Annotated in this window: 21 protein-coding genes; 10 read left to right on the top strand and 11 right to left on the bottom strand. The window is 69.8% G+C overall.

The genetic code is table 11. The annotated features are described in order from the left end of the window. Positions 1–26 precede the first annotated feature (26 nt). Together ACFZCP_RS26270 and ACFZCP_RS26265 are read right to left on the bottom strand one after the other, a co-directional pair. Positions 27–1,184, bottom strand: coding sequence for an acyl-CoA dehydrogenase family protein (locus ACFZCP_RS26270; RefSeq protein WP_391430708.1), 1,158 nt, complete (start codon positions 1,182–1,184; stop codon positions 27–29). A 314-nt stretch (positions 1,185–1,498) separates the two neighbouring features. Further along, positions 1,499–2,098, bottom strand: a complete 600-nt coding sequence (locus ACFZCP_RS26265; protein WP_391430705.1) for a TetR family transcriptional regulator — start codon at positions 2,096–2,098, stop codon at positions 1,499–1,501. A gap of 96 nt (positions 2,099–2,194) precedes the next feature. Here ACFZCP_RS26265 and ACFZCP_RS26260 point away from each other — a divergent pair, with 96 nt between their 5' ends. From ACFZCP_RS26260 to ACFZCP_RS26245, 4 genes are read left to right on the top strand one after another with little or no spacing between them, the layout of a single operon-like run. Then, positions 2,195–3,811 carry a carboxyl transferase domain-containing protein gene (locus ACFZCP_RS26260; RefSeq protein ID WP_362691301.1) on the top strand — a complete coding sequence of 539 codons (1,617 nt, stop codon included), beginning with the start codon at positions 2,195–2,197 and terminating at the stop codon, positions 3,809–3,811. An 11-nt stretch (positions 3,812–3,822) separates the two neighbouring features. Beyond that, a complete protein-coding gene (locus ACFZCP_RS26255) occupies positions 3,823–5,751 on the top strand; it encodes an acetyl-CoA carboxylase biotin carboxylase subunit (protein ID WP_391430700.1) in 1,929 nt (642 codons plus the stop codon). Positions 5,752–5,768: 17 nt separating this feature from the next. Continuing rightward, positions 5,769–6,689 carry a hydroxymethylglutaryl-CoA lyase gene (locus tag ACFZCP_RS26250; RefSeq protein ID WP_391430837.1) on the top strand — a complete coding sequence of 307 codons (921 nt, stop codon included), beginning with the start codon at positions 5,769–5,771 and terminating at the stop codon, positions 6,687–6,689. Between the two features lie 5 nt (positions 6,690–6,694). Continuing rightward, a complete protein-coding gene (locus ACFZCP_RS26245) occupies positions 6,695–7,855 on the top strand; it encodes an acyl-CoA dehydrogenase family protein (protein ID WP_362691292.1) in 1,161 nt (386 codons plus the stop codon). Between the two features lie 31 nt (positions 7,856–7,886). Here the strand turns inward: ACFZCP_RS26245 and ACFZCP_RS26240 are convergent, their stop codons facing one another. Continuing rightward, the gene (locus ACFZCP_RS26240) at positions 7,887–8,354 is read right to left on the bottom strand and encodes a hypothetical protein (protein ID WP_391430696.1); all 468 of its coding nucleotides are present in this window, start codon (positions 8,352–8,354) and stop codon (positions 7,887–7,889) included. Positions 8,355–8,496: 142 nt separating this feature from the next. Here ACFZCP_RS26240 and ACFZCP_RS26235 point away from each other — a divergent pair, with 142 nt between their 5' ends. The 6 genes from ACFZCP_RS26235 to ACFZCP_RS26210 all read left to right on the top strand — a co-directional run bounded on the left by ACFZCP_RS26235 (position 8,497) and on the right by ACFZCP_RS26210 (position 15,687). Continuing rightward, on the top strand, positions 8,497–9,543 hold the full coding sequence (locus ACFZCP_RS26235) for an ABC transporter substrate-binding protein (RefSeq protein WP_391430693.1): 1,047 nt from the start codon (positions 8,497–8,499) through the stop codon (positions 9,541–9,543). Between the two features lie 160 nt (positions 9,544–9,703). Continuing rightward, positions 9,704–10,528 (top strand): siderophore-interacting protein, encoded by an 825-nt coding sequence (locus ACFZCP_RS26230; RefSeq protein ID WP_391430689.1) that lies wholly within the window; start codon positions 9,704–9,706, stop codon positions 10,526–10,528. Between the two features lie 114 nt (positions 10,529–10,642). After that, positions 10,643–12,109 (top strand): lysine decarboxylase DesA, encoded by a 1,467-nt coding sequence (gene desA / locus ACFZCP_RS26225; RefSeq protein ID WP_391430686.1) that lies wholly within the window; start codon positions 10,643–10,645, stop codon positions 12,107–12,109. After that, complete coding sequence (locus ACFZCP_RS26220; protein WP_391430681.1) at positions 12,093–13,379, top strand: SidA/IucD/PvdA family monooxygenase; 1,287 nt, start codon at positions 12,093–12,095, stop codon at positions 13,377–13,379. Before desA ends, ACFZCP_RS26220 begins: the two co-directional genes overlap by 17 nt. Further along, positions 13,376–13,921: a GNAT family N-acetyltransferase gene (locus ACFZCP_RS26215; protein ID WP_391430678.1), complete on the top strand. Its 546-nt coding sequence runs from the start codon at positions 13,376–13,378 to the stop codon at positions 13,919–13,921. The genes ACFZCP_RS26220 and ACFZCP_RS26215 overlap by 4 nt, the downstream gene beginning before the upstream one ends. Further along, the gene (locus tag ACFZCP_RS26210; protein ID WP_391430675.1) at positions 13,918–15,687 is read left to right on the top strand and encodes an IucA/IucC family protein; all 1,770 of its coding nucleotides are present in this window, start codon (positions 13,918–13,920) and stop codon (positions 15,685–15,687) included. The genes ACFZCP_RS26215 and ACFZCP_RS26210 overlap by 4 nt, the downstream gene beginning before the upstream one ends. A gap of 73 nt (positions 15,688–15,760) precedes the next feature. Here ACFZCP_RS26210 and tgmC read toward each other — a convergent pair whose 3' ends face one another. From tgmC to ACFZCP_RS26170, 8 genes are all read right to left on the bottom strand, one after another. Continuing rightward, on the bottom strand, positions 15,761–16,882 hold the full coding sequence (tgmC, locus tag ACFZCP_RS26205) for an ATP-grasp peptide maturase system methyltransferase (protein ID WP_391430672.1): 1,122 nt from the start codon (positions 16,880–16,882) through the stop codon (positions 15,761–15,763). Further along, positions 16,879–17,826, bottom strand: a complete 948-nt coding sequence (tgmB, locus tag ACFZCP_RS26200) for an ATP-grasp ribosomal peptide maturase (RefSeq protein ID WP_391430669.1) — start codon at positions 17,824–17,826, stop codon at positions 16,879–16,881. Before tgmB ends, tgmC begins: the two co-directional genes overlap by 4 nt. Continuing rightward, entirely contained in the window at positions 17,823–18,134 is a 312-nt protein-coding gene (gene tgmA / locus ACFZCP_RS26195; protein ID WP_391430665.1) for a putative ATP-grasp-modified RiPP, read from the bottom strand. The genes tgmB and tgmA overlap by 4 nt, the downstream gene beginning before the upstream one ends. A 219-nt stretch (positions 18,135–18,353) precedes the next feature. After that, a complete protein-coding gene (locus ACFZCP_RS26190) occupies positions 18,354–18,749 on the bottom strand; it encodes a DUF6415 family natural product biosynthesis protein (protein WP_391430662.1) in 396 nt (131 codons plus the stop codon). Next, a complete protein-coding gene (locus ACFZCP_RS26185) occupies positions 18,746–18,958 on the bottom strand; it encodes a hypothetical protein (RefSeq protein WP_391430659.1) in 213 nt (70 codons plus the stop codon). Before ACFZCP_RS26185 ends, ACFZCP_RS26190 begins: the two co-directional genes overlap by 4 nt. Positions 18,959–19,331: 373 nt before the next feature. Beyond that, positions 19,332–20,462, bottom strand: coding sequence for a helix-turn-helix domain-containing protein (locus ACFZCP_RS26180; protein ID WP_391430656.1), 1,131 nt, complete (start codon positions 20,460–20,462; stop codon positions 19,332–19,334). 161 nt (positions 20,463–20,623) lie between these two features. Beyond that, positions 20,624–21,265: an HAD-IIIA family hydrolase gene (locus tag ACFZCP_RS26175; RefSeq protein ID WP_391430652.1), complete on the bottom strand. Its 642-nt coding sequence runs from the start codon at positions 21,263–21,265 to the stop codon at positions 20,624–20,626. 30 nt (positions 21,266–21,295) lie between these two features. Continuing rightward, on the bottom strand, positions 21,296–21,823 hold the full coding sequence (locus tag ACFZCP_RS26170) for a hypothetical protein (RefSeq protein WP_391430649.1): 528 nt from the start codon (positions 21,821–21,823) through the stop codon (positions 21,296–21,298). Positions 21,824–21,832 lie beyond the last annotated feature (9 nt).

Genomic DNA, 21,832 nt, shown 5'->3' with positions numbered 1-21,832 from the left:
TGTACCGGCCAGTGATTGCGGGGGCCTTACAGACCCATGTCCTTGGCGATGATCGACTTCATGATCTCGCTGGTGCCGCCGTAGATGCGGTTGACGCGGTTGTCCGCGTACAGGCGGGCGATCGGGTACTCGTTCATGAAGCCGTAGCCGCCGTGCAGCTGGAGGCAGCGGTCGATGACGCGGTGGGCGACCTCGGTGCAGAAGAGCTTGGCGGAGGCGGCCTCGGCGGGAGTCAGCTCACCGGCGTCGAGGGCCTCGGTCGCGCGGTCGGCGACGGCCTGGGCGGCGTCCACCTCGGCCTGGCAGGCGGCCAGCTCGAACTTGGTGTTCTGGAAGGAGGCGACGGTCTGGCCGAAGACGGTGCGCTGCTGGACGTACTCCTTGGCGAACCGGACGGCCGCCGCGGCCTGCGCGTACGCGCCGAAGGCGATGCCCCAGCGCTCGGAGGCCAGGTTGTGGCCGAGGTAGTAGAAGCCCTTGTTCTCCTCGCCGAGGAGGTCCTCGACGGGCACCTTGACGTCGACGAAGGCCAGCTCGGCCGTGTCGGAGGTCTTCAGGCCCAGCTTGTCGAGCTTGCGGCCGACGGAGTAGCCCTCGGCCTTGGTGTCCACGACGAACAGGGAGATGCCGTGGCGGCGGTCCTCGGCGGTGGGCGCGGCGGTGCGGGCGCAGACGATCATGCGGTCGGCGTGCACGCCGCCGGTGATGAAGGTCTTGGCGCCGTTGAGGACGTAGTGCGTGCCGTCCTCGGAGAGCTTGGCGGTGGTCTTCATGCCCGCGAGGTCGGAGCCGGTGCCCGGCTCGGTCATCGCGATGGCCCACATCTCCTCGCCGGAGACGAACTTCGGCAGGTAGCGCTTCTTCTGCTCGTCGGTGGCGAGCAGCTTGATGTAGGGCAGGCCGAGCAGCACGTGGACGCCGGAGCCGCCGAAGGAGACACCCGCGCGGGCGGTCTCCTCGTACAGGACGGCCTCGAACTTGTACGAGTCGATGCCGGCGCCGCCGTACTCCTCGTCGACCTTGATACCGAAGACGCCCAGCTCGCCGAGCTTGTAGTAGAAGTCGCGCGGGGCCTGGCCGGCGGCGAACCACTCGTCGTACACCGGTACGACCTCGGCCTCGATGAAGGCGCGCAGGGTCTCCCGGAACGCCTCGTGATCCTCGTTGAACACCGTACGGCGCACGCCGCCCACCTCCACGTACCTCGGTATGACATCGGCATGTCTAAGCGCTTGCTCAGACTCAACCGTACCGGCGGGTACGGAACCCCGTCCAGGGGGGATCCGCCGTAACGCTCGTCACGCCGAGGGGGTGGTGCTCCCCGGGGCAGGCCGCCGCCCCGGGGGACGGCACCCCCGGAAGACCGGCACCCGGCCTCAGCGGGTGCGAGGGACGGCACTCCCCGGAAACAGCGTAGGCCTCAGGGGGCGACGCTCCCCAGGACCGGCCGCCGACCTGCGGAAACGGCCCGACGGCCCGGCCCGGCGGCCCGGCCGGACTACTCCTGGCCGGCGGCCGCGAACGATCCCCGCGCCATCCGGTGCAGCAGGGCGGCCGTCGCGCCCCGGCCGGGCAGGGTGCCGGCGCGGCCGAGGTGGGGCGTGGAGTTGAGCAGGCCGAAGACGGAGTGGACGGCGGAGCGCGCTGCGGGCTCGGTCAGCGCCGGGTACACCTCGCGGACCACCTCCACCCACAGCTCGACGTACTGCCGCTGCAGCTGCCGCACCAGTTTGCGGTCGCTGTCGCGCAGCCGGTCCAGCTCGCGGTCGTGCAGGGTGATCAGGGGGCGGTCGTCCAGGGCGAAGTCGATGTGGCCCTCGATGAGCGAGTCCAGGACGGCGGAGGGGCCGCTGTTCCCGTCGGCCTCCGCCAGACGCCGCTTGGCCCCCGTCAGCAGCTGACCGCTGATGCCCACCAGCAGCTCCGCGAGCATCGCGTCCTTGCCCGGGAAGTGCCGGTACAGGCCGGGGCCGCTGATGCCGACCGCGGCACCTATCTCGTCCACACCGACGCCGTGGAAACCGCGCTCGGCGAAGAGCCGGGCGGCCTCCTTGAGGATCTGCTCACGGCGGGTGGGTGCGTCGGCTCTGGTGACCATGCAAGCAATTCTAGACAGCGACGTTAGCGGTCGTTAACCTGAAGGAAATGGTTAACGCTCATTAACAGTAGGACCACTGGGTGAGGGGACCGCAGGATGCACGAGGCACCGGAGCTGACGAGCGCGGCCGATCCCGCGTCGGAGGCCTGGCGGGCCAATGAACAGGCCCACCTCGCACTCGTCGGGGAGCTGCACGCCAAGCTGGCCACGGCCGCCCTGGGCGGCGGCGAGAAGGCGCGGGCCCGGCACACCGCACGCGGCAAGCTGCTGCCGAGGGACCGGGTGGACACGCTGCTCGACCCCGGCTCGCCGTTCCTGGAGCTCGCCCCCCTGGCGGCCGACGGGATGTACGACGGACAGGCACCGGCCGCGGGCGTGATCGCCGGGATCGGGCGGGTCAGCGGGCGCGAGTGCGTGATCGTCGCCAACGACGCCACCGTCAAGGGCGGCACGTACTACCCGATGACGGTGAAGAAGCACCTGCGTGCCCAGGAGGTGGCCCTGGACAACCGGCTGCCGTGCGTCTACCTCGTGGACTCCGGCGGCGCCTTCCTGCCGATGCAGGACGAGGTGTTCCCGGACCGCGAGCACTTCGGGCGGATCTTCTACAACCAGGCGCGGATGTCCGGCGCCGGGATCCCGCAGATCGCGGCCGTCCTCGGCTCGTGCACGGCCGGCGGCGCCTACGTCCCGGCGATGAGCGACGAGGCCGTCATCGTCCGCAACCAGGGCACGATCTTCCTCGGCGGGCCCCCGCTGGTGAAGGCGGCCACCGGTGAGGTGGTGACGGCGGAGGAGCTGGGCGGCGGCGAGGTCCACTCCCGGATCTCCGGTGTCACCGACCACCTCGCCGAGGACGACGCGCACGCGCTCAGGATCGTGCGCAACATCGTGGCCACGCTGCCCGCCCGGCAGTCCCTGCCCTGGGAGGTCACGCCGGTCGCGGAGCCCAAGGTGGACCCGTACGGGCTCTACGGCGCCGTCCCGGTGGACTCCCGCACCCCCTACGACGTCCGCGAGGTCATCGCCCGCGTGGTGGACGGCTCGCGCTTCGCCGAGTTCAAGGCCGAGTTCGGGCAGACCCTGATCACCGGTTTCGCCCGGATCCACGGCCACCCGGTCGGCATCGTCGCCAACAACGGCATCCTCTTCTCCGAGTCCGCCCAGAAGGGCGCGCACTTCATCGAGCTGTGCGACCAGCGCGGCATCCCGCTGGTGTTCCTGCAGAACATCTCCGGGTTCATGGTCGGCAAGGACTACGAGGCGGGCGGCATCGCCAAGCACGGCGCCAAGATGGTGACGGCGGTGGCCTGCACCCGGGTGCCCAAGCTGACCGTCGTCGTCGGCGGCTCCTACGGCGCCGGCAACTACTCGATGTGCGGCCGGGCCTACTCCCCCCGCTTCCTGTGGATGTGGCCCAACGCCAAGATCTCCGTGATGGGCGGCGAGCAGGCCGCCTCCGTCCTCGCGACCGTCAAGCGCGACCAGCTTCAGGCGCGCGGCGAGGAGTGGTCCGCCGAGGAGGAAGAGGCCTTCAAGGCGCCGGTCCGCGCGCAGTACGAGCGCCAGGGCAGTGCCTACTACGCCACCGCCCGTCTCTGGGACGACGGCGTGATCGACCCGCTGGAAACCCGTCAGGTGCTCGGACTCGCCCTGACGGCCTGCGCCAACGCGCCACTGGGAGACCCCCAGTTCGGCGTCTTCCGGATGTGAGGAGGGGAACCGTGTTCGACACAGTGCTGGTGGCCAACCGGGGCGAGATCGCCGTACGGGTCATCCGTACGCTCCGCTCGCTGGGTGTCCGCTCGGTGGCGGTCTTCTCCGACGCCGACGCCGACGCGCGGCATGTACGGGAGGCCGACACGGCGGTACGGATCGGTCCGGCGCCGGCCGCCGAGAGCTATCTGTCGGTGGAGCGGCTCCTCGAAGCCGCCGCCCGCACCGGCGCCCAGGCCGTGCATCCCGGGTACGGCTTCCTCGCCGAGAACGCGGGCTTCGCGCGCGCCTGCGAGGAGGCGGGGCTGGTGTTCATCGGCCCGCCGGCGGACGCGATCGCCCTGATGGGCGACAAGATCCGGGCCAAGGAGACGGTGAAGGCGGCCGGGGTGCCGGTCGTGCCGGGTTCGAGCGGCAGCGGGCTCACCGACGCCCAGCTGGCCGACGCCGCCCGGGAGATCGGGACGCCCGTCCTGCTCAAGCCCTCCGCCGGCGGCGGCGGCAAGGGCATGCGCCTGGTGCGCGACATGAGCGCGCTGGAGGAGGAGATCGCGGCCGCCCGCCGCGAGGCCCGCGCCTCCTTCGGCGACGACACCCTGCTGGTGGAGCGCTGGGTGGACCGGCCCCGGCACATCGAGATCCAGGTGCTGGCGGACGGCCACGGGGGCGTGGTGCACCTGGGCGAGCGCGAGTGCTCGCTGCAGCGCCGGCACCAGAAGATCATCGAGGAGGCGCCGAGCGTGCTCCTCGACGAGGCGACCCGGGCGGCGATGGGCGAGGCGGCCGTCCAGGCGGCCCGCTCGTGCGGCTACCGGGGCGCGGGCACGGTGGAGTTCATCGTGTCCGGCGGCGACCCGTCCTCGTACTACTTCATGGAGATGAACACCCGTCTCCAGGTGGAGCACCCGGTCACCGAGCTGATCACCGGCCTGGACCTGGTGGAGTGGCAGCTGCGGGTGGCGGCCGGGGAGCGGCTGGGCTTCGCGCAGGAGGACGTGCGGCTGACCGGTCACGCGGTCGAGGCCCGGATCTGCGCCGAGGACCCGGCGCGCGGCTTCCTGCCGTCCGGCGGCACGGTGCTGCTGCTCGACGAGCCGCAGGGCGACGGCGTCCGCACCGACTCCGGGCTCAGCGAGGGCACCGAGGTGGGCAGCCTGTACGACCCGATGCTGTCCAAGGTCATCGCCTACGGTCCCGACCGGGACACGGCGCTGCGCAGGCTCCGGGCCGCCCTCGCCGACACCGTCACGCTGGGCGTGCAGACCAATGCGGGTTTCCTGCGGCGGCTGCTGGCGCATCCGGCGGTGGTGGCGGGCGAGCTGGACACCGGGCTGGTGGAGCGGGTGGTGGACGAGCTGGTCCCCGCCGACGTGCCGCCGGAGGTGTACGAGGCCGCCTCGGCGGTACGGCTCCAGGCGCAGCGGCCGCGGACCGAGGGCTGGGTGGACCCCTTCTCGGTGCCGAGCGGCTGGCGGCTGGGCGGGACCCCGAAGCAGCAGGCTTTCGACCTGCGCGTGGCCGATCCGGTCACGTACACCCCGCGGGGCGCGCACACCGTCACCGGGGACCGGGTCGGCGTCACCCTCGACGGCGTCCGGCACACCTTCCGGCGCGCCGGCGACTGGATCGGCCGTGACGGCGACGCCTGGCACGTGCGCGACCACGATCCGGTGGCCGCGTCCCTGACCCGGTCCGCGCACGCGGGCGCCGACTCGCTGACCGCGCCGATGCCCGGCACGGTGACGGTGGTCAAGGTGGCCGTCGGCGACGAGGTGTCGGCCGGTCAGAGCCTGCTGGTGGTCGAGGCGATGAAGATGGAGCACGTCATCTCCGCCCCGCACGCCGGCACGGTCGCCGAGCTGGACGTGACCCCGGGGGCGACGGTCGCCATGGACCAGGTGCTGGCCGTCATCGCGCCGAAGGAGGAGGCGGAGTGAGCACCGAGCAACTGCCCATGGTGGTACCGGCCCAGGACCTGCCCGAGCGGGTGCGTATCCACGAGGTCGGCGCGCGCGACGGTCTGCAGAACGAGAAGACGGCCGTACCGACCGCGGTGAAGGCGGAGTTCATCCGCCGGCTGGCCGACGCCGGCCTGACCACGATCGAGGCGACGAGCTTCGTGCACCCGAAGTGGGTGCCCCAGCTCGCCGACGCCGAGCAGCTGTTCCCCCTGGTCGGCGACCTCGGCGTCGAGCTCCCCGTGCTGGTGCCCAACCAGCACGGTCTGGAGCGGGCGCTGTCGCTCGGCGCCCGCCGGATCGCGGTCTTCGCCAGCGCCACGGAGTCCTTCGCGAAGGCCAACCTCAACCGCACGGTGGACGAGTCGCTGGCCGTGTTCGCACCGGTGGTGCGGCAGGCGAAGGACGCGGGCGCGCACGTGCGCGGCTATGTCTCGATGTGCTTCGGCGACCCCTGGGAGGGAGCGGTCCCGCTCCACCAGGTGGCCCGCGTCTGCACGGCCCTGCGCGACATGGGCTGCGACGAGCTGAGCCTCGGCGACACCATCGGGGTCGCCACCCCGGGCCACGTCCTGGAGCTGCTCTCCCTGCTGAACGAGGAGGGCGTGCCGACGAACACGATCGGCGTGCACTTCCACGACACCTACGGCCAGGCGCTCGCGAACACCTACGCGGCCCTGGAACACGGCGTGACGACGATCGACGCCTCCGCCGGAGGCCTCGGCGGCTGCCCGTACGCCAAGTCCGCCACCGGCAACCTCGCCACCGAAGACCTCGTATGGATGCTGCACGGCCTCGGCATCGAGACAGGGGTCGACCTGGGCCGTCTGACCGCCACCAGCGTGTGGATGGCCGAACAGCTGGGCCGGCCGAGCCCGTCCCGTACCGTCCGCGCTCTCTCCCACAAGGACCAGTGATCAGCATGGACCACCGTCTCAGCCCCGAGCTGGAGGAACTCCGCCGCACGGTGGAGGAGTTCGCGCACGACGTCGTGGCGCCGAAGATCGGCGACTTCTACGAGCGGCACGAGTTCCCGTACGAGATCGTCCGCGAGATGGGCCGCATGGGCCTGTTCGGTCTGCCGTTCCCCGAGGAGTACGGCGGCATGGGCGGCGACTACCTGGCCCTCGGCATCGCCCTGGAGGAGCTGGCCCGGGTGGACTCCTCCGTGGCCATCACCCTGGAGGCGGGTGTCTCCCTGGGCGCCATGCCGCTGCACCTGTTCGGCACCGAGGAGCAGAAGCGCGAGTGGCTGCCGCGCCTGTGCGCGGGCGAGATCCTCGGCGCGTTCGGCCTCACGGAACCGGACGGCGGCAGCGACGCGGGCGCGACCCGTACGACGGCCCGTCTGGACCCGGACACCGACGAATGGGTCATCAACGGCACGAAGTGCTTCATCACCAACTCGGGCACGGACATCACCGGGTTGGTGACGGTCACCGCGGTGACGGGCCGCAAGCCGGACGGCAAGCCGCAGATCTCCTCGATCATCGTTCCGTCGGGCACCCCCGGCTTCACGGTCGCCGCCCCCTACTCGAAGGTCGGCTGGAACGCCTCCGACACCCGCGAGCTGTCCTTCCAGGACGTCCGCGTGCCGGCCGCGAACCTGCTCGGCGAGGAGGGCCGGGGCTATGCCCAGTTCCTGCGCATCCTGGACGAGGGCCGGATCGCCATCGCGGCGCTCGCGACGGGTCTGGCCCAGGGGTGTGTCGACGAGTCGGTGAAGTACGCGAAGGAGCGCCAGGCCTTCGGCCGTCCCATCGGCGCCAACCAGGCCATCCAGTTCAAGCTCGCGGACATGGAGATGAAGGCCCACACGGCCCGCCTCGCCTGGCGCGACGCGGCCAGCCGGCTGGTCTCGGGCGAGCCCTTCAAGAAGGAGGCGGCCCTGGCCAAGCTCTACTCCTCCACGGTCGCCGTGGACAACGCCCGCGACGCCACCCAGATCCACGGCGGCTACGGCTTCATGAACGAGTACCCGGTGGCCCGCATGTGGCGCGACTCCAAGATCCTGGAGATCGGCGAGGGCACGAGCGAGGTCCAGCGGATGCTGATCGCACGGGAGCTGGGACTGGTGGGCTGAAGCTGGTGGGCTGAGGCTGGTCGCGTGAGGCTCATGTCCGCCGTGTGAAGCGGATGCCGGGGCCGCAGGGTTCGTCTGGGTCGAGGGTGACGCAGAGGGCCGTGCGGCCCTTCGCCGCTTTGACCGCCGAGAGGTCGATCGAGCAGTCCGACTGCGGAAGGTTGCCGAAGAAGAGCCCCACCTCGGAGCCGGAGACGGCCTTCTGCGAGGTGCTGGAGTCGCCGTCTCCGTCGTCGGCGAAGAACTGCCAGGTGCCGACGGCCCTTCCCGCGGGGCACCGCTCGTCGTAGTCGGCGAGTTTCTTCGAGGCCAGGCCGGTGGAGGTGAACGTGCGATCGGCCGCGAAGCTCAGCGTCGCGCCGTCGGCCGACGTCCAGGTGCCGACGACTCGGTCCACGGAAAGGGCGGCCATGTCGTCCACGAAACAGCCGGTGGCCAGCAGCGACGGCATCAGGAGGACGGCGGCCCAGCGGACGGGGCGTGACGGGGTGTCGAACACGCGCTCATCGTAAGGACATGCTCAACCGCGGACTCCCGCGGCCCGGACGGTGCCCACCCCCTGGACAGCAGGTGAGGTTAGGCTAACCTATTTTTGACCTTGTCCGGCGGGCGCCCCGCCCCGTTCGAAAGCAGTCATACCCATGCCCTATGCCCGTGCCACCCACCTCACCCGCCGCGGCCTGCTCGCCGCGGGCGGCGCCCTCGGACTCGGCGCCGCACTCGCCGCCTGCGGGGACGACAAGGGCAAAGGCAGCGGCTCCGGCAAGGACGCGAAGGTCGGCAAGTCGGGCCCCTGGAGCTTCAAGGACGACCGCGGCACGCCCGTGAAGCTGGACAGGGCCCCCGCGAACATCGTCGCCTTCACCGGTGTCGGCGCCGCCCTTTACGACTACGGCATCGAGGTCAAGGGCGTCTTCGGCCCGACCACGACCAAGGACGGCAAGGCCGACGTCCAGGCCGGCGACATGGACGTCAGCAAGCTGACGGTTCTCGGCAACGCCTGGGGCCAGTTCAACATCGAGAAGTACGCGTCCCTCGCGCCCGACGTGCTCATCACGACGATGTTCGACAACGCCGGCACCCTCTGGTACGTCCCCGACGAGTCGAAGAAGAAGATCGCCCAACTGGCGCCCAGCGTCGGCATCTCCGTCTACGACCGTCAGCTCACCCAGCCGCTGCAGCGCATGTGGGACCTCGCCGAGTCGCTCGGCGCCGACATGAAGGCCGTGAAGGTGACGGACGCGAAGAAGCGGTTCGAGGCCGCGGCCGCCCGGCTGCGGGCCGCCGCCAAGGCGAAGCCCGGCCTCAAGGTGATGGCCGGTTCCGCCAGCGACCAGCTCTTCTACGTCTCCGGCACCAACCTCTCGGTGGACCTGGAGTACTTCAAGGCCCTCGGTGTGAACTTCGTGGAGCCCCCACAGAGCGCGAAGAAGCAGGGCGGCGGCTGGTACGAGTCGCTGAGCTGGGAGAACGTCGACAAGTACCACGCCGACATCATCATGATGGACGACCGGTCCTCGACGATCCAGCCGGCCGACATCACGAAGGCGACCTGGAAGAAACTGCCCGCGGTGAAGGCGGGGCAGGTCATCGCGCGCTCGCCCGAGCCGATTCTCTCCTACGACAAGTGTGTGCCGCTGCTGACCGGTCTGGCCGAGGCCCTGGAGAAGGCGAAGAAGGTCGGTTAGGCGCCCCTTCGGAGGGGCCGTTCCGCGTCGTGGGTGACTGCGGGCCGCGTGTGGCCGGCCGCGCCCGCGCGGCGGAGCCGCGTATCGACACGGTCCCGCGCCCCTTCCGGTCTGCCGCAGTCCCCCGCATCGAGAACCTGACGCAGATTCAGGAGCTGACATGACGACGGCCGTAGCCGCCCCGTTCCGTTTCTTCTCCCTGCAGGTCGTGCGGACGAGGCGGCTCGGGCCGTCCCTGGTCCGGGTCACCTTCACCGGTGCCGATCTGCACGCCTTCCACTCCGACGGGCGTGACCAGTCCCTGTCGCTGTTCCTGCCACATCCGGGGCAGGCCGAACCCGTCGTACCGCTGGATCTGGGCGACGGCTGGTGGCAGGCCTGGCGTGAACTGCCGGACGACGTACGGGCCGTGATGCGCTCGTACACGCTCAGGGCGCTGCGCCGCGACCCCGACGAGATCGACATCGACTTCGCCCTGCACACTCCGGCCGGGCCCGCCTCCCGCTGGGCCTCCCGGACCGCGGCCGGCGACCGCGTCCTGCTGCTCGGCCCGGCGATCGCCGACAACCGGGCGATCCGGTTCCGGCCGCCCGAGGACACCGGGCTGGTCGTCCTGTGGGGCGACGAGACCGCCGTTCCGGCCGCCACCGCCATCCTGGAGTCCCTGCCGCCCGGCACCCGCGTCCGCGCCTGGCTGGAGGTGCCGCACGCCGGTGACATCCAGGACGTGGAGAGCGCGGCGGACGCGGAGATCACCTGGCTCGTCCGGCACGACGGGTCCCCCGCGGCCGTCGACGCCGTGCGGGATGCCCCGCTGCCCGCGTCCGAAGCACCGTACGTATGGATCGCCGGCGAGTCCGGCCGGGTGAAGGAGCTGCGCCGGCACTTCGTCGGCGAGCGCGGGATCGACCGGCGGCGCGTCACCTTCGTCGGGTACTGGCGGCGGGGCCTGACGGAGGAACAGCTCCGCGCCTCCGGCGAATAACTCCCCCTGGAGTGAAGTCGGTCACGGGACAGGCACACCCCGCCCCCTCAAACTTAGGTTAGGCTAACCTAAGTTCATCTCCCCGCACGGACAGTCCCCTCGGAGGACCCCCACATGCGCTCGCACCTGCTCAATGGCCGCACCGCGGAGCACTACCGCCGCTCCGTGACCGAAGGAGTCGAGCGGGTGGCGGCCAAACTGGCCACCACCGACCGTCCGTTCACCGGCGTCACCGTCGACGCCCTCGCACCGCGCGTCGACGCGGTCGACCTCGACCGGCCGCTGGGCGACACCACCGCGGCCCTCGACGAACTGGAAGACCTCTACCTCCGCGACGCGGTCTACTTCCACCACCCCCGCTACCTCGCCCACCTCAACTGCCCGGTCGTCATCCCCGCGCTGCTCGGCGAGGCCGTGCTCTGCGCGGTCAACTCCTCCCTGGACACCTGGGACCAGTCGGCCGGCGGCACCCTCATCGAGCGCAGGCTCATCGACTGGACCGCCGAGCGCATCGGCCTCGGCCCCGCCGCCGACGGCGTCTTCACCTCCGGCGGCACCCAGTCCAACCTCCAGGCGCTCCTGCTGGCCCGGGAGGAGGCGAAGCCGGGGCGGGCAGGATGGCACGTGGGGGACGCCCTCGCCGGGCTGCGCATCTTCGCCTCCGAGGTCAGCCACTTCAGCGTGCAGAAGTCCGCGAAACTGCTGGGACTTCCCCCGGACGCGGTCGTCTCCGTCCCCGTCGACCAGAACAAGCGCATGCAGACCGTCGCGCTCGCCCATGAGCTGGAGCGCTGCGCGAAGGACGGCCTCGTCCCCATGGCCGTCGTCGCCACTGCCGGTACCACCGACTTCGGCTCCATCGACCCGCTGCCCGAGATCGCCGAGCTGTGCTCCCAGTACTCCACCTGGCTGCACGTGGACGCGGCCTACGGCTGCGGGCTGCTCGCCTCCCTCAAGCACCGGGACCGCATCGACGGCATCGAGCGCGCCGACTCGGTCACCGTCGACTACCACAAGTCCTTCTTCCAGCCGGTGAGTTCCTCCGCCCTACTGGTCCGGGACGCCTCGACCCTGCGCCACGCGACCTATCACGCGGAGTACCTGAACCCCCGCCGTATGGTCACCGAGCGCATCCCCAACCAGGTCGACAAGTCCCTGCAGACCACCCGCCGCTTCGACGCCCTCAAGCTGTGGATGACGCTGCGCGTGATGGGCGCCGACGGCATCGGCGAACTCTTCGACCAGGTGTGCGAGCTGGCCCGGGAGGGCTGGAAGCTGCTCGCCGCCGACCCCCGCTTCGACGTCGTGGTGGAGCCCTCGCTCTCCACCCTCGTCTTCCGCTGCATCCCGGCGGCCGTCACCGACCCCGCCGAGATCGACCGCGCCAACCTGTACGCCCGCAAGGCCCTGTTCCTCTCCGGCGACGCCGTGGTCGCGGGCACCAAGGTCGGCGGCCGCCACTACCTGAAGTTCACCCTGCTCAACCCCGAGACGACGCCGGCCGACATCGCCGCCGTCCTCGACCTGATCGCCGGCCACGCCGAGCAGTACCTGGGAGAGTCCCTTGACCGCGCGTCCTGAAGCCCCGAACAAGACCTACGACTTCGTGGGGATCGGGCTCGGCCCCTTCAACCTCGGGCTCGCCTGCCTGACCGAGCCGATCGCCGAACTGGACGGCGTCTTCCTCGACTCCAAGCCCGGATTCGAGTGGCACGCGGGCATGTTCCTGGACGGCGCCCACCTCCAGACCCCGTTCATGTCGGACCTGGTCACCCTGGCCGACCCGACCTCGCCGTACTCCTTCCTCAACTACCTGAAGGAGAAGGGCAGACTGTATCCGTTCTACATACGCGAGAACTTCTATCCGCTGCGCGTCGAGTACGACGACTACTGCCGCTGGGCGGCGAACCGGCTCGGCAACGTCCGCTTCGGCACCACGGTCACCGAGGTGACGTACGAGGACGAGCTCTACGCCGTCCGCACCGCCGCCGGAGAAACGTTCCGCGCACGGCGCCTGGTCCTCGGCACGGGAACGGTCCCCTTCGTACCGCAGGCCTGCCGGGGCCTCGGCGGCGACTTCCTGCACAACGCGCAGTACATGCACCGCAAGGCGGAGCTGCAGGAGAAGAAGTCCATCACGATCGTCGGCAGCGGCCAGAGCGCCGCGGAGATCTACTACGAACTGCTCTCCGAGATCGACGTACGCGGCTACCGGCTCAACTGGGTCACCCGCTCCCCGCGGTTCTTCCCGCTGGAGTACACCAAGCTGACCCTGGAGATGACGTCCCCGGACTACATCGACTACTTCCGCGCGCTGCCCGAGGAGACCCGCTACCGGCTGGAGAAGCAGCAGAAGGGCCTGTTCAAGGGCATCAACTCGGACCTGATCGACTCGATCTTCGACCTGCTCTACCAGAAGAACGTGGAGAGCGGCGACCGCCCGGTGCCCACCCGCCTGCTCACCAACTCCTCGCTGAACAGCGCCCGGTACGAGGACGGCGCGTACACGCTCGGCCTCCGCCAGGACGAGCAGGGCAAGGACTTCGAGATCCGCACCGAGGGCCTGGTGCTGGCCACCGGCTACCACTACGAGCCGCCGGCCTTCCTCGACCCGGTCCGCGACCGCCTCCGCTTCGACGGCCACGGCCGCTTCGACGTCGCCCGCAACTACGCCATCGACGTCACCGGCCGCGGTGTGTTCCTCCAGAACGCCGGCGTCCACACCCACAGCATCACCTCGCCCGACCTCGGCATGGGCGCCTACCGGAACGCGTACATCATCCGTGAGCTGCTCGGCACGGAGTACTACCCGGTCGAGAAGACGATCGCCTTCCAGGAGTTCGCCGTATGACCAGCACGACCATGACCTTCACCTTCCGCCCGCTCGACCCGCTCGAAGACGCCGAGCTGCTGCACGGCTGGGTCACCCATCCCAAGGCCGCGTTCTGGATGATGCAGGACGCGAAGCTTCAGGACGTCGAGCGCGCCTACAGGGAGATCGCGGCCGACGAGCACCACCACGCCCTGCTCGGGCTGCTGGACGGCGAGCCCGCCTTCCTCATGGAGAAGTACGACCCCGCCCACCGCGAGCTGGTCGGGCTGTACGAGCCGGAACCCGGGGACGTCGGCATGCACTTCCTGACCCCGGCCACCGACACCCCGGTGCACGGATTCACCAAGGCCGTCATCACCGCCGTAATGGCCCACCTCTTCGAGGACCCCGCCGCGCTGCGGGTCGTCGTCGAGCCGGACGTGCGCAACAAGGCCGTGCACGCCCTGAACGAGGCCGTCGGATTCGTGCCCGAGCGGGAGATGCAGAAGCCGGAGAAGAAGGCGCTGCTGAGCTTCTGCACCCGCGAGCAGTTCGCCGCGGCGACGGGGGTGCCCGCATGAGCCTCGCCGACTCCGTGGCCCACCTGTCGCCGGAGCGCTGGGAGACCGCCAACCGCCTGCTGGTGCGCAAGGCGCTCGCCGAGTTCGCCCACGAGCGGCTGATCACGCCCGAGCGGGACGGGGACGGATACGTCGTCCGCAGCGACGACGGGCTCACCTCCTACCGCTTCGCGGCCACCCTGCGCGGCCTCGACCACTGGCAGATCGACGCCGGTTCCGTCACACGCCACCGCGGCGACGACGAACTCCCCCTCGCGGCGATGGACTTCTTCATCGAGCTGCGGCAGGCACTCGGGCTGAGCGACGAGATCCTGCCCGTCTACCTGGAGGAGATCTCCTCCACCCTCTCCGGCACCTGCTACAAGCTCACCAAGCCGCGGATCCCGGTGGCCGAGCTGGCGCGCAGCGGCTTCCAGGCGATCGAGACCGGGATGACCGAGGGCCACCCGTGCTTCGTCGCCAACAACGGGCGGCTCGGCTTCGGCGTCCACGAGTACCTGTCGTACGCGCCGGAGACCGCGAGCCCGATCCGGCTGGTGTGGCTGGCCGCGCACCGCTCGCGGGCCGCGTTCACGGCCGGGGCCGGGATCGAGTACGAGGAGTTCTTCCGGCAGGAACTGGGGTCGGCCACCGTCGAACGGTTCCGGCGGACGCTCACGGACCAGGGCCTGGACCCGGCCGACTACCTGTTCATCCCCGTCCACCCCTGGCAGTGGTGGAACAAGCTCAGTGTCACCTTCGCCGCCGAGGTGGCCCGCCGGTACCTGGTCTGCCTGGGCGAGGGCGACGACGAATACCTGGCCCAGCAGTCCATACGGACCTTCTTCAACGCCTCCGCCCCGCAGCGGCACTATGTGAAGACAGCCCTGTCCGTCCTCAACATGGGCTTCATGCGCGGGCTGTCCGCCGCCTACATGGAGGCGACCCCGGCGATCAACGACTGGCTCGCCCAGCTCATCGAGAACGACAGTGTGCTGAAGTCGACCGGGCTCACGATCATCCGGGAGCGTGCCGCCGTCGGCTACCGGCACCTGGAGTACGAGCAGGCCACCGACCGCCACTCGCCGTACCGCAAGATGCTGGCCGCGCTGTGGCGACAGAGCCCGGTGCCGTCGCTGCGGGAGGGCGAGTCCCTCGCGACCATGGCGTCCCTGCTGCACACGGACCACACGGACGCCTCCTTCGCGGGCGCGCTCATCGAGCAGTCGGGCCTTGCGCCCGCCGCGTGGTTGCGGCAGTACCTGCGGGCGTACTTCACCCCGCTGCTGCACAGCTTCTACGCCTACGACCTGGTGTTCATGCCGCACGGCGAGAACGTGATCCTGGTCCTGAAGGACGGGGTGGTGCAGCGCGCGGTCTACAAGGACATCGCCGAGGAGATCGTCGTCATGGACCCGGACGCGGTGCTGCCGCCCGAGGTGCGGCGGATCGCCGTCGACGTGCCCGAGGACCAGAAGCTGCTGTCCGTCTTCACGGACGTCTTCGACTGCTTCTTCCGGTTCCTCGCGGCGAACCTCGCCGCCGAGGGGATCCTGGAGGAGGACGGCTTCTGGCGCACGGTCGCGGAGGTCACCCGCGAGTACCAGGAGGCGACGCCGGAGCTGGCGGACAGGTTCCGGCAGTACGACATGTTCGCCCCCGAGTTCGCGCTGTCCTGCCTCAACCGGCTCCAGCTGCGCAACAACAAGCAGATGGTCGACCTGGCAGACCCCTCCGGGGCCCTCCAGCTGGTCGGAACCCTGAAGAACCCCATCGCCGGGTTCTGAAGCCGCCGCGAAGACGGACGGGCACCCCGCAGTACGGTCCTGCGGGGTGCCCCTCGGGCTGTGCCGACCACCGCTACCAGCTGTAGCTCTGCCCCTCCGGCGTGACGCGGAGTGTGAACCGCGCCGGCTCAGGTGCTCCAGCGGCGTTCCAGCGGCCCAACTGGTCTTCGGCGGTGTCCCACAGGGCGCGGGGGCCGTGCTGCCGCACGGTCCACCGGCCGGCCTCCTGGTAGAGAGCGGCTGATGAACCTGAGTCGCTGTCGATCAGTAGGTCCTCCTGCCGCCCGTCACGTTCCATGGCCAGGCGCCGGCCGCCCGGTACCGCACACTGCACGACGAATCGGGACGTCCAGTCGTCCAGAGCCTCGGCGCCGATGACGGCCTCGCGTTCCTCGCCCGCGCTCAGGTCCGGAAGCAGGCCGAGGGGTGGCGGCAGCTGCGGGCGGGCGAGCATGAAGCTGGCCCGGCCGCCCAGTAGCGGGCCGGATGCGGTGCCGTCGTCATGCACCGTCAGCCGAGTGAGTTCCGAGGCGCCGAGCCATCCACCGACGGTCGTAAGGATCTCTCCGCCAGGCCGCGTCTGCTCTATCCACTCGCGGGGCACGCTGCGTACGCCGCAGGTGGCAATGACCCGGTCGTACGGCGCGCCCTTGGCGAAGCCGATCAGACCGTCACCGGTAACGAGCTTCGGGTACATCCCGACCCGGGCGAGAGCCGTCTCCGCCCTGGCGGCCACCTCCGCGTCGTACTCGACGGAGGTGACGAAGCCTTCGCCCAGTCGGGCACAGAGCAGCGCGGTCGAGTAGCCGGTGCCGGTGCCGATCTCCAGAACCGTCATGCCCGGCTCCAGCCGCAGCTCCTCCAGCATGCGTACCACGAGTGAGGGCAGTGTGCTGGAACTGGTCGGCTCGCGCAGAATGTCACCGCGGATGTCCGTCGGCACGATCGTATTCGCGATCTGCGTCACGAGCGACTCGTCCGTGTAGCAGCCCCGGATCCAGTCAGCGCTGTCCTCCAGAACAGGCTGCCAGGCCACAGGGAAGGCGTTCGGAACCCGGCGAAAGAAGCCGCCCCGGAGAAACTCGTGTCGCGGAACCGACTCCACTGCCCGCCTCCATGGCTCGGTGCGCAGCGTCCCTGTCTGTTCCAGGCTGTTCACCAGCTGCTGATGCAGCCGTGCCACGTCGGTGCTCATGTCGTCCTCTCCAACAGATCGGCCATGGCCTCAAGCATCGGAAGACCGGTTTCCGGTTCGAGCCAGTACCACTGGCCGGAGGGGTTGCACTCCAGGAACCACCATCGCCCGTCCCCGCCCACGCAGAAATCGAAAGCGCCGAATACGAGCCCGAAGTGATCCAGGTACCGGAACAGTGACGTCCTGATCCGTGGTGGGAGCTCCACAGGGGTGTACTTCAGGCGGCCGTAGTCGGTGCGCCAGTCCAGCAGGTCGGAGTTGATACGGACACAGAACACCCGCCTGCCGATGACCGTGACCCGGACGTCCGCCGTCTTGAGAACGCGCTCTTGGAAGAGGTGCGCAGTGCCGCCCACGCTGTCGTCGATGTCCTCGGCGGCGACCTCGGCGATCCTGACAACCGAGGAGACCCCGTCGGCCTGGTAGGCCGGATTCGACAGCGGCTTGTAGATGACCGAGTGGTGGCGTTTGACGAACGCCCGGGCGGCGTCCGCGCTGGCGGTGATGAGCGTGGCCGGTACGTCGAATCCGGACCCGACCGCCGCGACGAGGCCGGAGGGCTTGAACTCGGCGTCGCCGATCCTGTGCGGGTGGTTGACGTACCGGCAGCCGGGTAAGGAGGCGAGCACGCCCCCGAGTCCGTACCGGGCCTGGGTGACTGCGAACCGTGCATCCTGCTCGGCCAGGTGCGGGAACGCGAACCCGGTCGGGCGGCGGTAGTACAGGGATCTCACGGTGGCCAGGTCAGCGGTTCGGGTGGGGGTGAGGAGGCGGCCCTGGACGCCGTGCTGGGTGATCTCGGCCTCCACCGACAGTGATGCGGGGAAGTCCCCGGAGTCGAGCCGCACGACCGGGACGCCCCGGTCGTGCAGCTCGCGGATCACCGCGTCGGCGGTGGGGTCGTACAAGCTGGTGACGACCAACACCGGACGAGGATCACTCACTGGTCGCCGTCGCTCCCCTGGTCGGAGTCGGTGTTGCCCTGGCCTTGCCCGTCAGGGCTTGTGCCCGTCACCGGGGTGGTGCCGGTGCTAGTGCCATGGCCAGGCATCTCCATGATCTGCCCGTGAGCGTCGAAGAACACCGCTGCCTGGGTGCTCGGGTTCAGTTCGGCACGCGCATAGCCCGGGGCCATCGTCGGATAAGGGGCCATGCGGCTCACCCCCCATGGGGCCGGAGTGCGGGTGCCGGACGGCCGCGACGTCTCGGTCGGGTATCGGTCGGAGTGGACGAACAAGGCGTACTCCTTCACTGCTTGTATCGGCTGATGAGCCCGCTGCGGATCGATGAGCGCAGGGGCCCGGAGCCCCTTCCGCCGGAGTCTTGCCGAACAGCGGCGGGAGGGACGATCTGGGGATGCGACCCTGACCCGGCGGCCGCAGGGGGGCGTCAGCCAGCCGTCCTCGTGAGCACCAGCGCGAGGACAGGGACGGTGACGGCAACCACTACATAAGCAGGCTGCCAATCGCGTTCATGACCGCTCGTTGGCCGGTGCTGCCCCGCCCAACTTCTCGTAGTGGTCGCAGAGCGCCTTGACGGAGCGGGCGAGCTTGCGCGCCACGGCCACGCGGACGGGCGACGTGCAACCGTCCCCGACCCGCGCCTTCCTGGTTGCCTCACCGACGCAGGCGAGGGCGCAGTATCGCGGAACGCTGTTCTTCGGCAGCCGTCCTGCCTTCGCCGCCACCTCGGGGATGAGCAGTTCCAGATGGCCGCGCAGCGTCGCAGTGAGGGTGCCCAGCTCCTTGAGCGCGGGGGGAGGTGTTTCGGGCCCGTCGTCCGGCCCCAGCAGCAGAGCTGCGGTCTCGCGCATCGTGGCGATGTCCACTGGGCCGGTGTCGTTGTCCCGCTTCATGGTGACGGTCACCGGCGCACCACCTGTCCAGTCCGGCAGTGCAGGCACCTGCATGGCGGGTACTGGGTGTCCATGGCCGGCGGCAGCGGCTGGTTCCCGTACGTCACGGTGATCGTGCCGCGGTCGCGGGTGATCGTGCCGTTGCGGTCCACGGCGTAGACCCGCATCGTCATACCGCCGCCCAGTGCCCTGGCCCGGAGTCGGGCTGTACCTTTCATCATGTTGACGCTCCCAACAGCGTTGGCCATGCCCCCGGATCGGTCGCACGGTCGCGGGGGTCTACTCGGTCGGTGCCGTTCATGCCGTGGCTTCCTTGCTTCGGCAGCCGCACGTGGCGATCTGCCACACGCGCGTGCTTTCACGGACCACGACATGCCCGGCAACGCGCAGGGTCTTGTTGACGGCTCCGCAGTAGAAGCAAGCCTCGCCATGCAATCGGACGACGCTCACACGCCCTTCGATGACCGTGGGCGCGAACGGATGTGAATCTGGCACTTCCCGGCTCCCATCTGCTGGCTCCTGCGCGTGCTACACAGATGGTGAGGGTGCGGCCACACGACAAGTACCCCTGTGAGGGGTAGCCATGGGACTGCGTCAGATGGCGGCGCACCACTCTGCGAATGTGGTGAGCGACTCGGAGTCGGCTCGCTTCAAGCGGCGCAGCCTGGCGGCGTCCTGACGGACCCAAGGATGTTCGCGCGTGTGCTGGGGTGCAATGTGACGCGCCACCCTGAGTGACTCGAAGGCGTCGTCGGCGAGCCCCGACCAGAGCTGGGCGCGGGCCAGTTCGATGTAGAAGCCACTGCGACGTTCGGCCGGGAGGTCCTGGGGCGGCTTCCACTCATCGGCGATTTCAAGGGCCCGGCCGACATGTTCGTCTCCGAGGCTGACGGCTACAGACACCTCGTGGGTGCGTACGGAGTCGGGCCCGAACGCTGTGCCGCAGTACACAGCTTCGCTGATCCGGTCACCGAGCTTGCGAGCTGCCAGCAGGTGACTGACTGCCGTTGAAGCGTCGCGGGCGCGACTGGCAATGACGGCAGCCCTCATGTGCAGCGAACCCCGTGCTGCGATCTCCGGGGCTGAGACGGGGGCGGGCGCTGCGTCCAGCGCTTGGTGCAACGCCCGCAAGCCTGGCAGGTACGCGTGGGCAGCAAAGAATGTCTCGGTGCGTACGTAGGCCACGGAGGCCGAGAGGAGAGGATCCCCGGCTTCGGGGGCTGCCCACCGCATGACATCGATGAGGCGGGCAGACAGATCGCGTGCGCCGAACTTGTAGGCGACGGCGTCAGCAGAACGACAGGCTCTTACCAGGAGACCCGCCGCCTTCGCCCGTTCGTCCGGGGCGGCCGTGTGGTAGGCGCGCAGGAGTTCTGCGAGCAGGTCGGGCAGCTCGCGGGCGATCTGGGTGTACTGGGCGGCGAGCCTCCACTGTGTGGCCGATTGAACAGTCTCTTGCAGGTCGTGCCAGGCCCGAACAGGTCCGTCCTCGGGCAGATCGTAGGCGGCGATCGCAGCGGACAGAGCGGGCAGAGCGTCGTGTACGCGGACGTGCGCCGGGCCGCGATCCGTACGCAGACGGGCAGGATCGACACCAAGGGCGTCTGCGATCGCATCGAGAGTCGAGTCGCTCACTCCGCGCTCGCCGCGTTCGATCTTGCGGATGGTTCCGAGGGCGACACACGCCGCTTCAGCGAGCTGCTGCTGCGTCAGCTTTGGGCGCATGGCACTGCGGTAGTAAGCGATGCGGTCGCCGACTCCGCCGCGAGGGCGTAAGGGCATGTTGGCTCCAGTTCGGTGTGTCCGCTCAGAACGTACTCACGGCCGCACACCATGTGGACAGCAACGCCCCCATCACATCCCGTTGGTGGTGCCGTTCACGGGTTTCATGCGCAGAGAAGCGCAGCCAGTTCTCCGAGACCGTCGATCCGCCAGTCCGCCGCAGCAATCACGTCCGGGTCGTCTGCCCACAGATGTCCCCACGGGCCGCGACGGATGTGGGCCGTACGCAGTCCGGCCTCCTTCGCCGGGAAGACATCGTTGGCCGGGTGGTCTCCCACGTACACAGTGCGCTGGGGAGAAGTCTGCGCCACCTCCCCAACCCGCCGGAAGAACTCCGGTTGAGGCTTGGCGACACCCCACTCCCCCGATGTCACGACGACATCGGCCGGCAGGTCCAGGCCTCGCAGCAGCTCCCCGGCTCGGACCGTCTGGTTCCCGGCGATGACCACCCGCACGCCGTGCTGCCGGAGCATGGTGAGAGCCGGTCGTACGTCCTCGTACAGGTCTGCCTCGTCGAGACACTCACCGCGCCCCGCTGCCTGCCGCGCCCGGTATTCGGCAGCGACGTCGATGCCGGGGCGGACGAGTCTCAGGGCTTCGGAGTTGTCCATGCCCCGGGCCACGACGGCTCCGACGAGCGCAGACAGGGTATGACGGGGGATGCCGAGCCAGTCGGCCCAGGACGCCCAGTACCGGTCGTCCCGGGTGATCGTCTCGCCGACGTCGAGCACAACGGTGTCAATCACCCCGGCAGCCTACGGCTGACGGGCGGGGCGTCAGCCCACCCACTCGCGCAACAGCTCCTCCCGCTCCGCCCTGCGAGGCGACCCGCCTTCCCACGTGCGGCCCCACTCCGACATCGCCGCCAGCGTCGTCGCCATCGTCGCGGCGCCCTCCGTGAGGCGGGACAGGAGAGCGTGGGAGAGGTCGACCTCTGTCCGGGAGTAGCCGACGGCCGCGGCGACGTACACCGCCAACTCGTGGTCGCCGTCGGCTGTTTCCACGTGCACCGTCATCAGCGGCGGGTCCTCGCCCGTCATACCGACACCGGCGGAGAGGGCCAGGTCCACCACCGTGCCCAGAGCCATGTTCCCGACCGCGCCGACCTGCCGCTTCAGGGTTTTCACGGGGACGGCGGTCAGCGTCAGGGCATGCACGTCCTCCCACAGGTACAGGCCGGACTGTCTGTGGCCGAGGGCCTCCACGCCCTCGGGGGTCAGGCGCACTCCGGGAGCCAGACCGGACGGCTTCGAGCCCACGTACACGTCGCTCCCGGCGACCCAGAACAGCCCCACCATGGCCATGGGTTCACT

The sequence above is a fragment of the Streptomyces sp. NPDC007971 genome (assembly GCF_042958635.1).
GTDB lineage: Bacteria > Actinomycetota > Actinomycetes > Streptomycetales > Streptomycetaceae > Streptomyces.
The sequence above is the reverse complement of the archived record's forward strand: the minus strand, read 5'-3'. Positions and strand labels throughout refer to the sequence as shown.

Coding starts and splice junctions, on each gene's coding strand:
- ACFZCP_RS26265 (WP_391430705.1), bottom strand. CDS start 2,098: ATGGTCACCAGAGCCGACGCACCCACCCGCCGTGAGCAGATCCTCAAG.
- ACFZCP_RS26260 (WP_362691301.1), top strand. CDS start 2,195: ATGCACGAGGCACCGGAGCTGACGAGCGCGGCCGATCCCGCGTCGGAG.
- ACFZCP_RS26250 (WP_391430837.1), top strand. CDS start 5,769: ATGGTGGTACCGGCCCAGGACCTGCCCGAGCGGGTGCGTATCCACGAG.
- ACFZCP_RS26245 (WP_362691292.1), top strand. CDS start 6,695: ATGGACCACCGTCTCAGCCCCGAGCTGGAGGAACTCCGCCGCACGGTG.
- ACFZCP_RS26235 (WP_391430693.1), top strand. CDS start 8,497: ATGCCCTATGCCCGTGCCACCCACCTCACCCGCCGCGGCCTGCTCGCC.
- ACFZCP_RS26230 (WP_391430689.1), top strand. CDS start 9,704: ATGACGACGGCCGTAGCCGCCCCGTTCCGTTTCTTCTCCCTGCAGGTC.
- desA (WP_391430686.1), top strand. CDS start 10,643: ATGCGCTCGCACCTGCTCAATGGCCGCACCGCGGAGCACTACCGCCGC.
- ACFZCP_RS26215 (WP_391430678.1), top strand. CDS start 13,376: ATGACCAGCACGACCATGACCTTCACCTTCCGCCCGCTCGACCCGCTC.
- ACFZCP_RS26210 (WP_391430675.1), top strand. CDS start 13,918: ATGAGCCTCGCCGACTCCGTGGCCCACCTGTCGCCGGAGCGCTGGGAG.
- tgmC (WP_391430672.1), bottom strand. CDS start 16,882: ATGAGCACCGACGTGGCACGGCTGCATCAGCAGCTGGTGAACAGCCTG.
- ACFZCP_RS26185 (WP_391430659.1), bottom strand. CDS start 18,958: ATGATGAAAGGTACAGCCCGACTCCGGGCCAGGGCACTGGGCGGCGGT.
- ACFZCP_RS26180 (WP_391430656.1), bottom strand. CDS start 20,462: ATGCGCCCAAAGCTGACGCAGCAGCAGCTCGCTGAAGCGGCGTGTGTC.
- ACFZCP_RS26170 (WP_391430649.1), bottom strand. CDS start 21,823: ATGGCCATGGTGGGGCTGTTCTGGGTCGCCGGGAGCGACGTGTACGTG.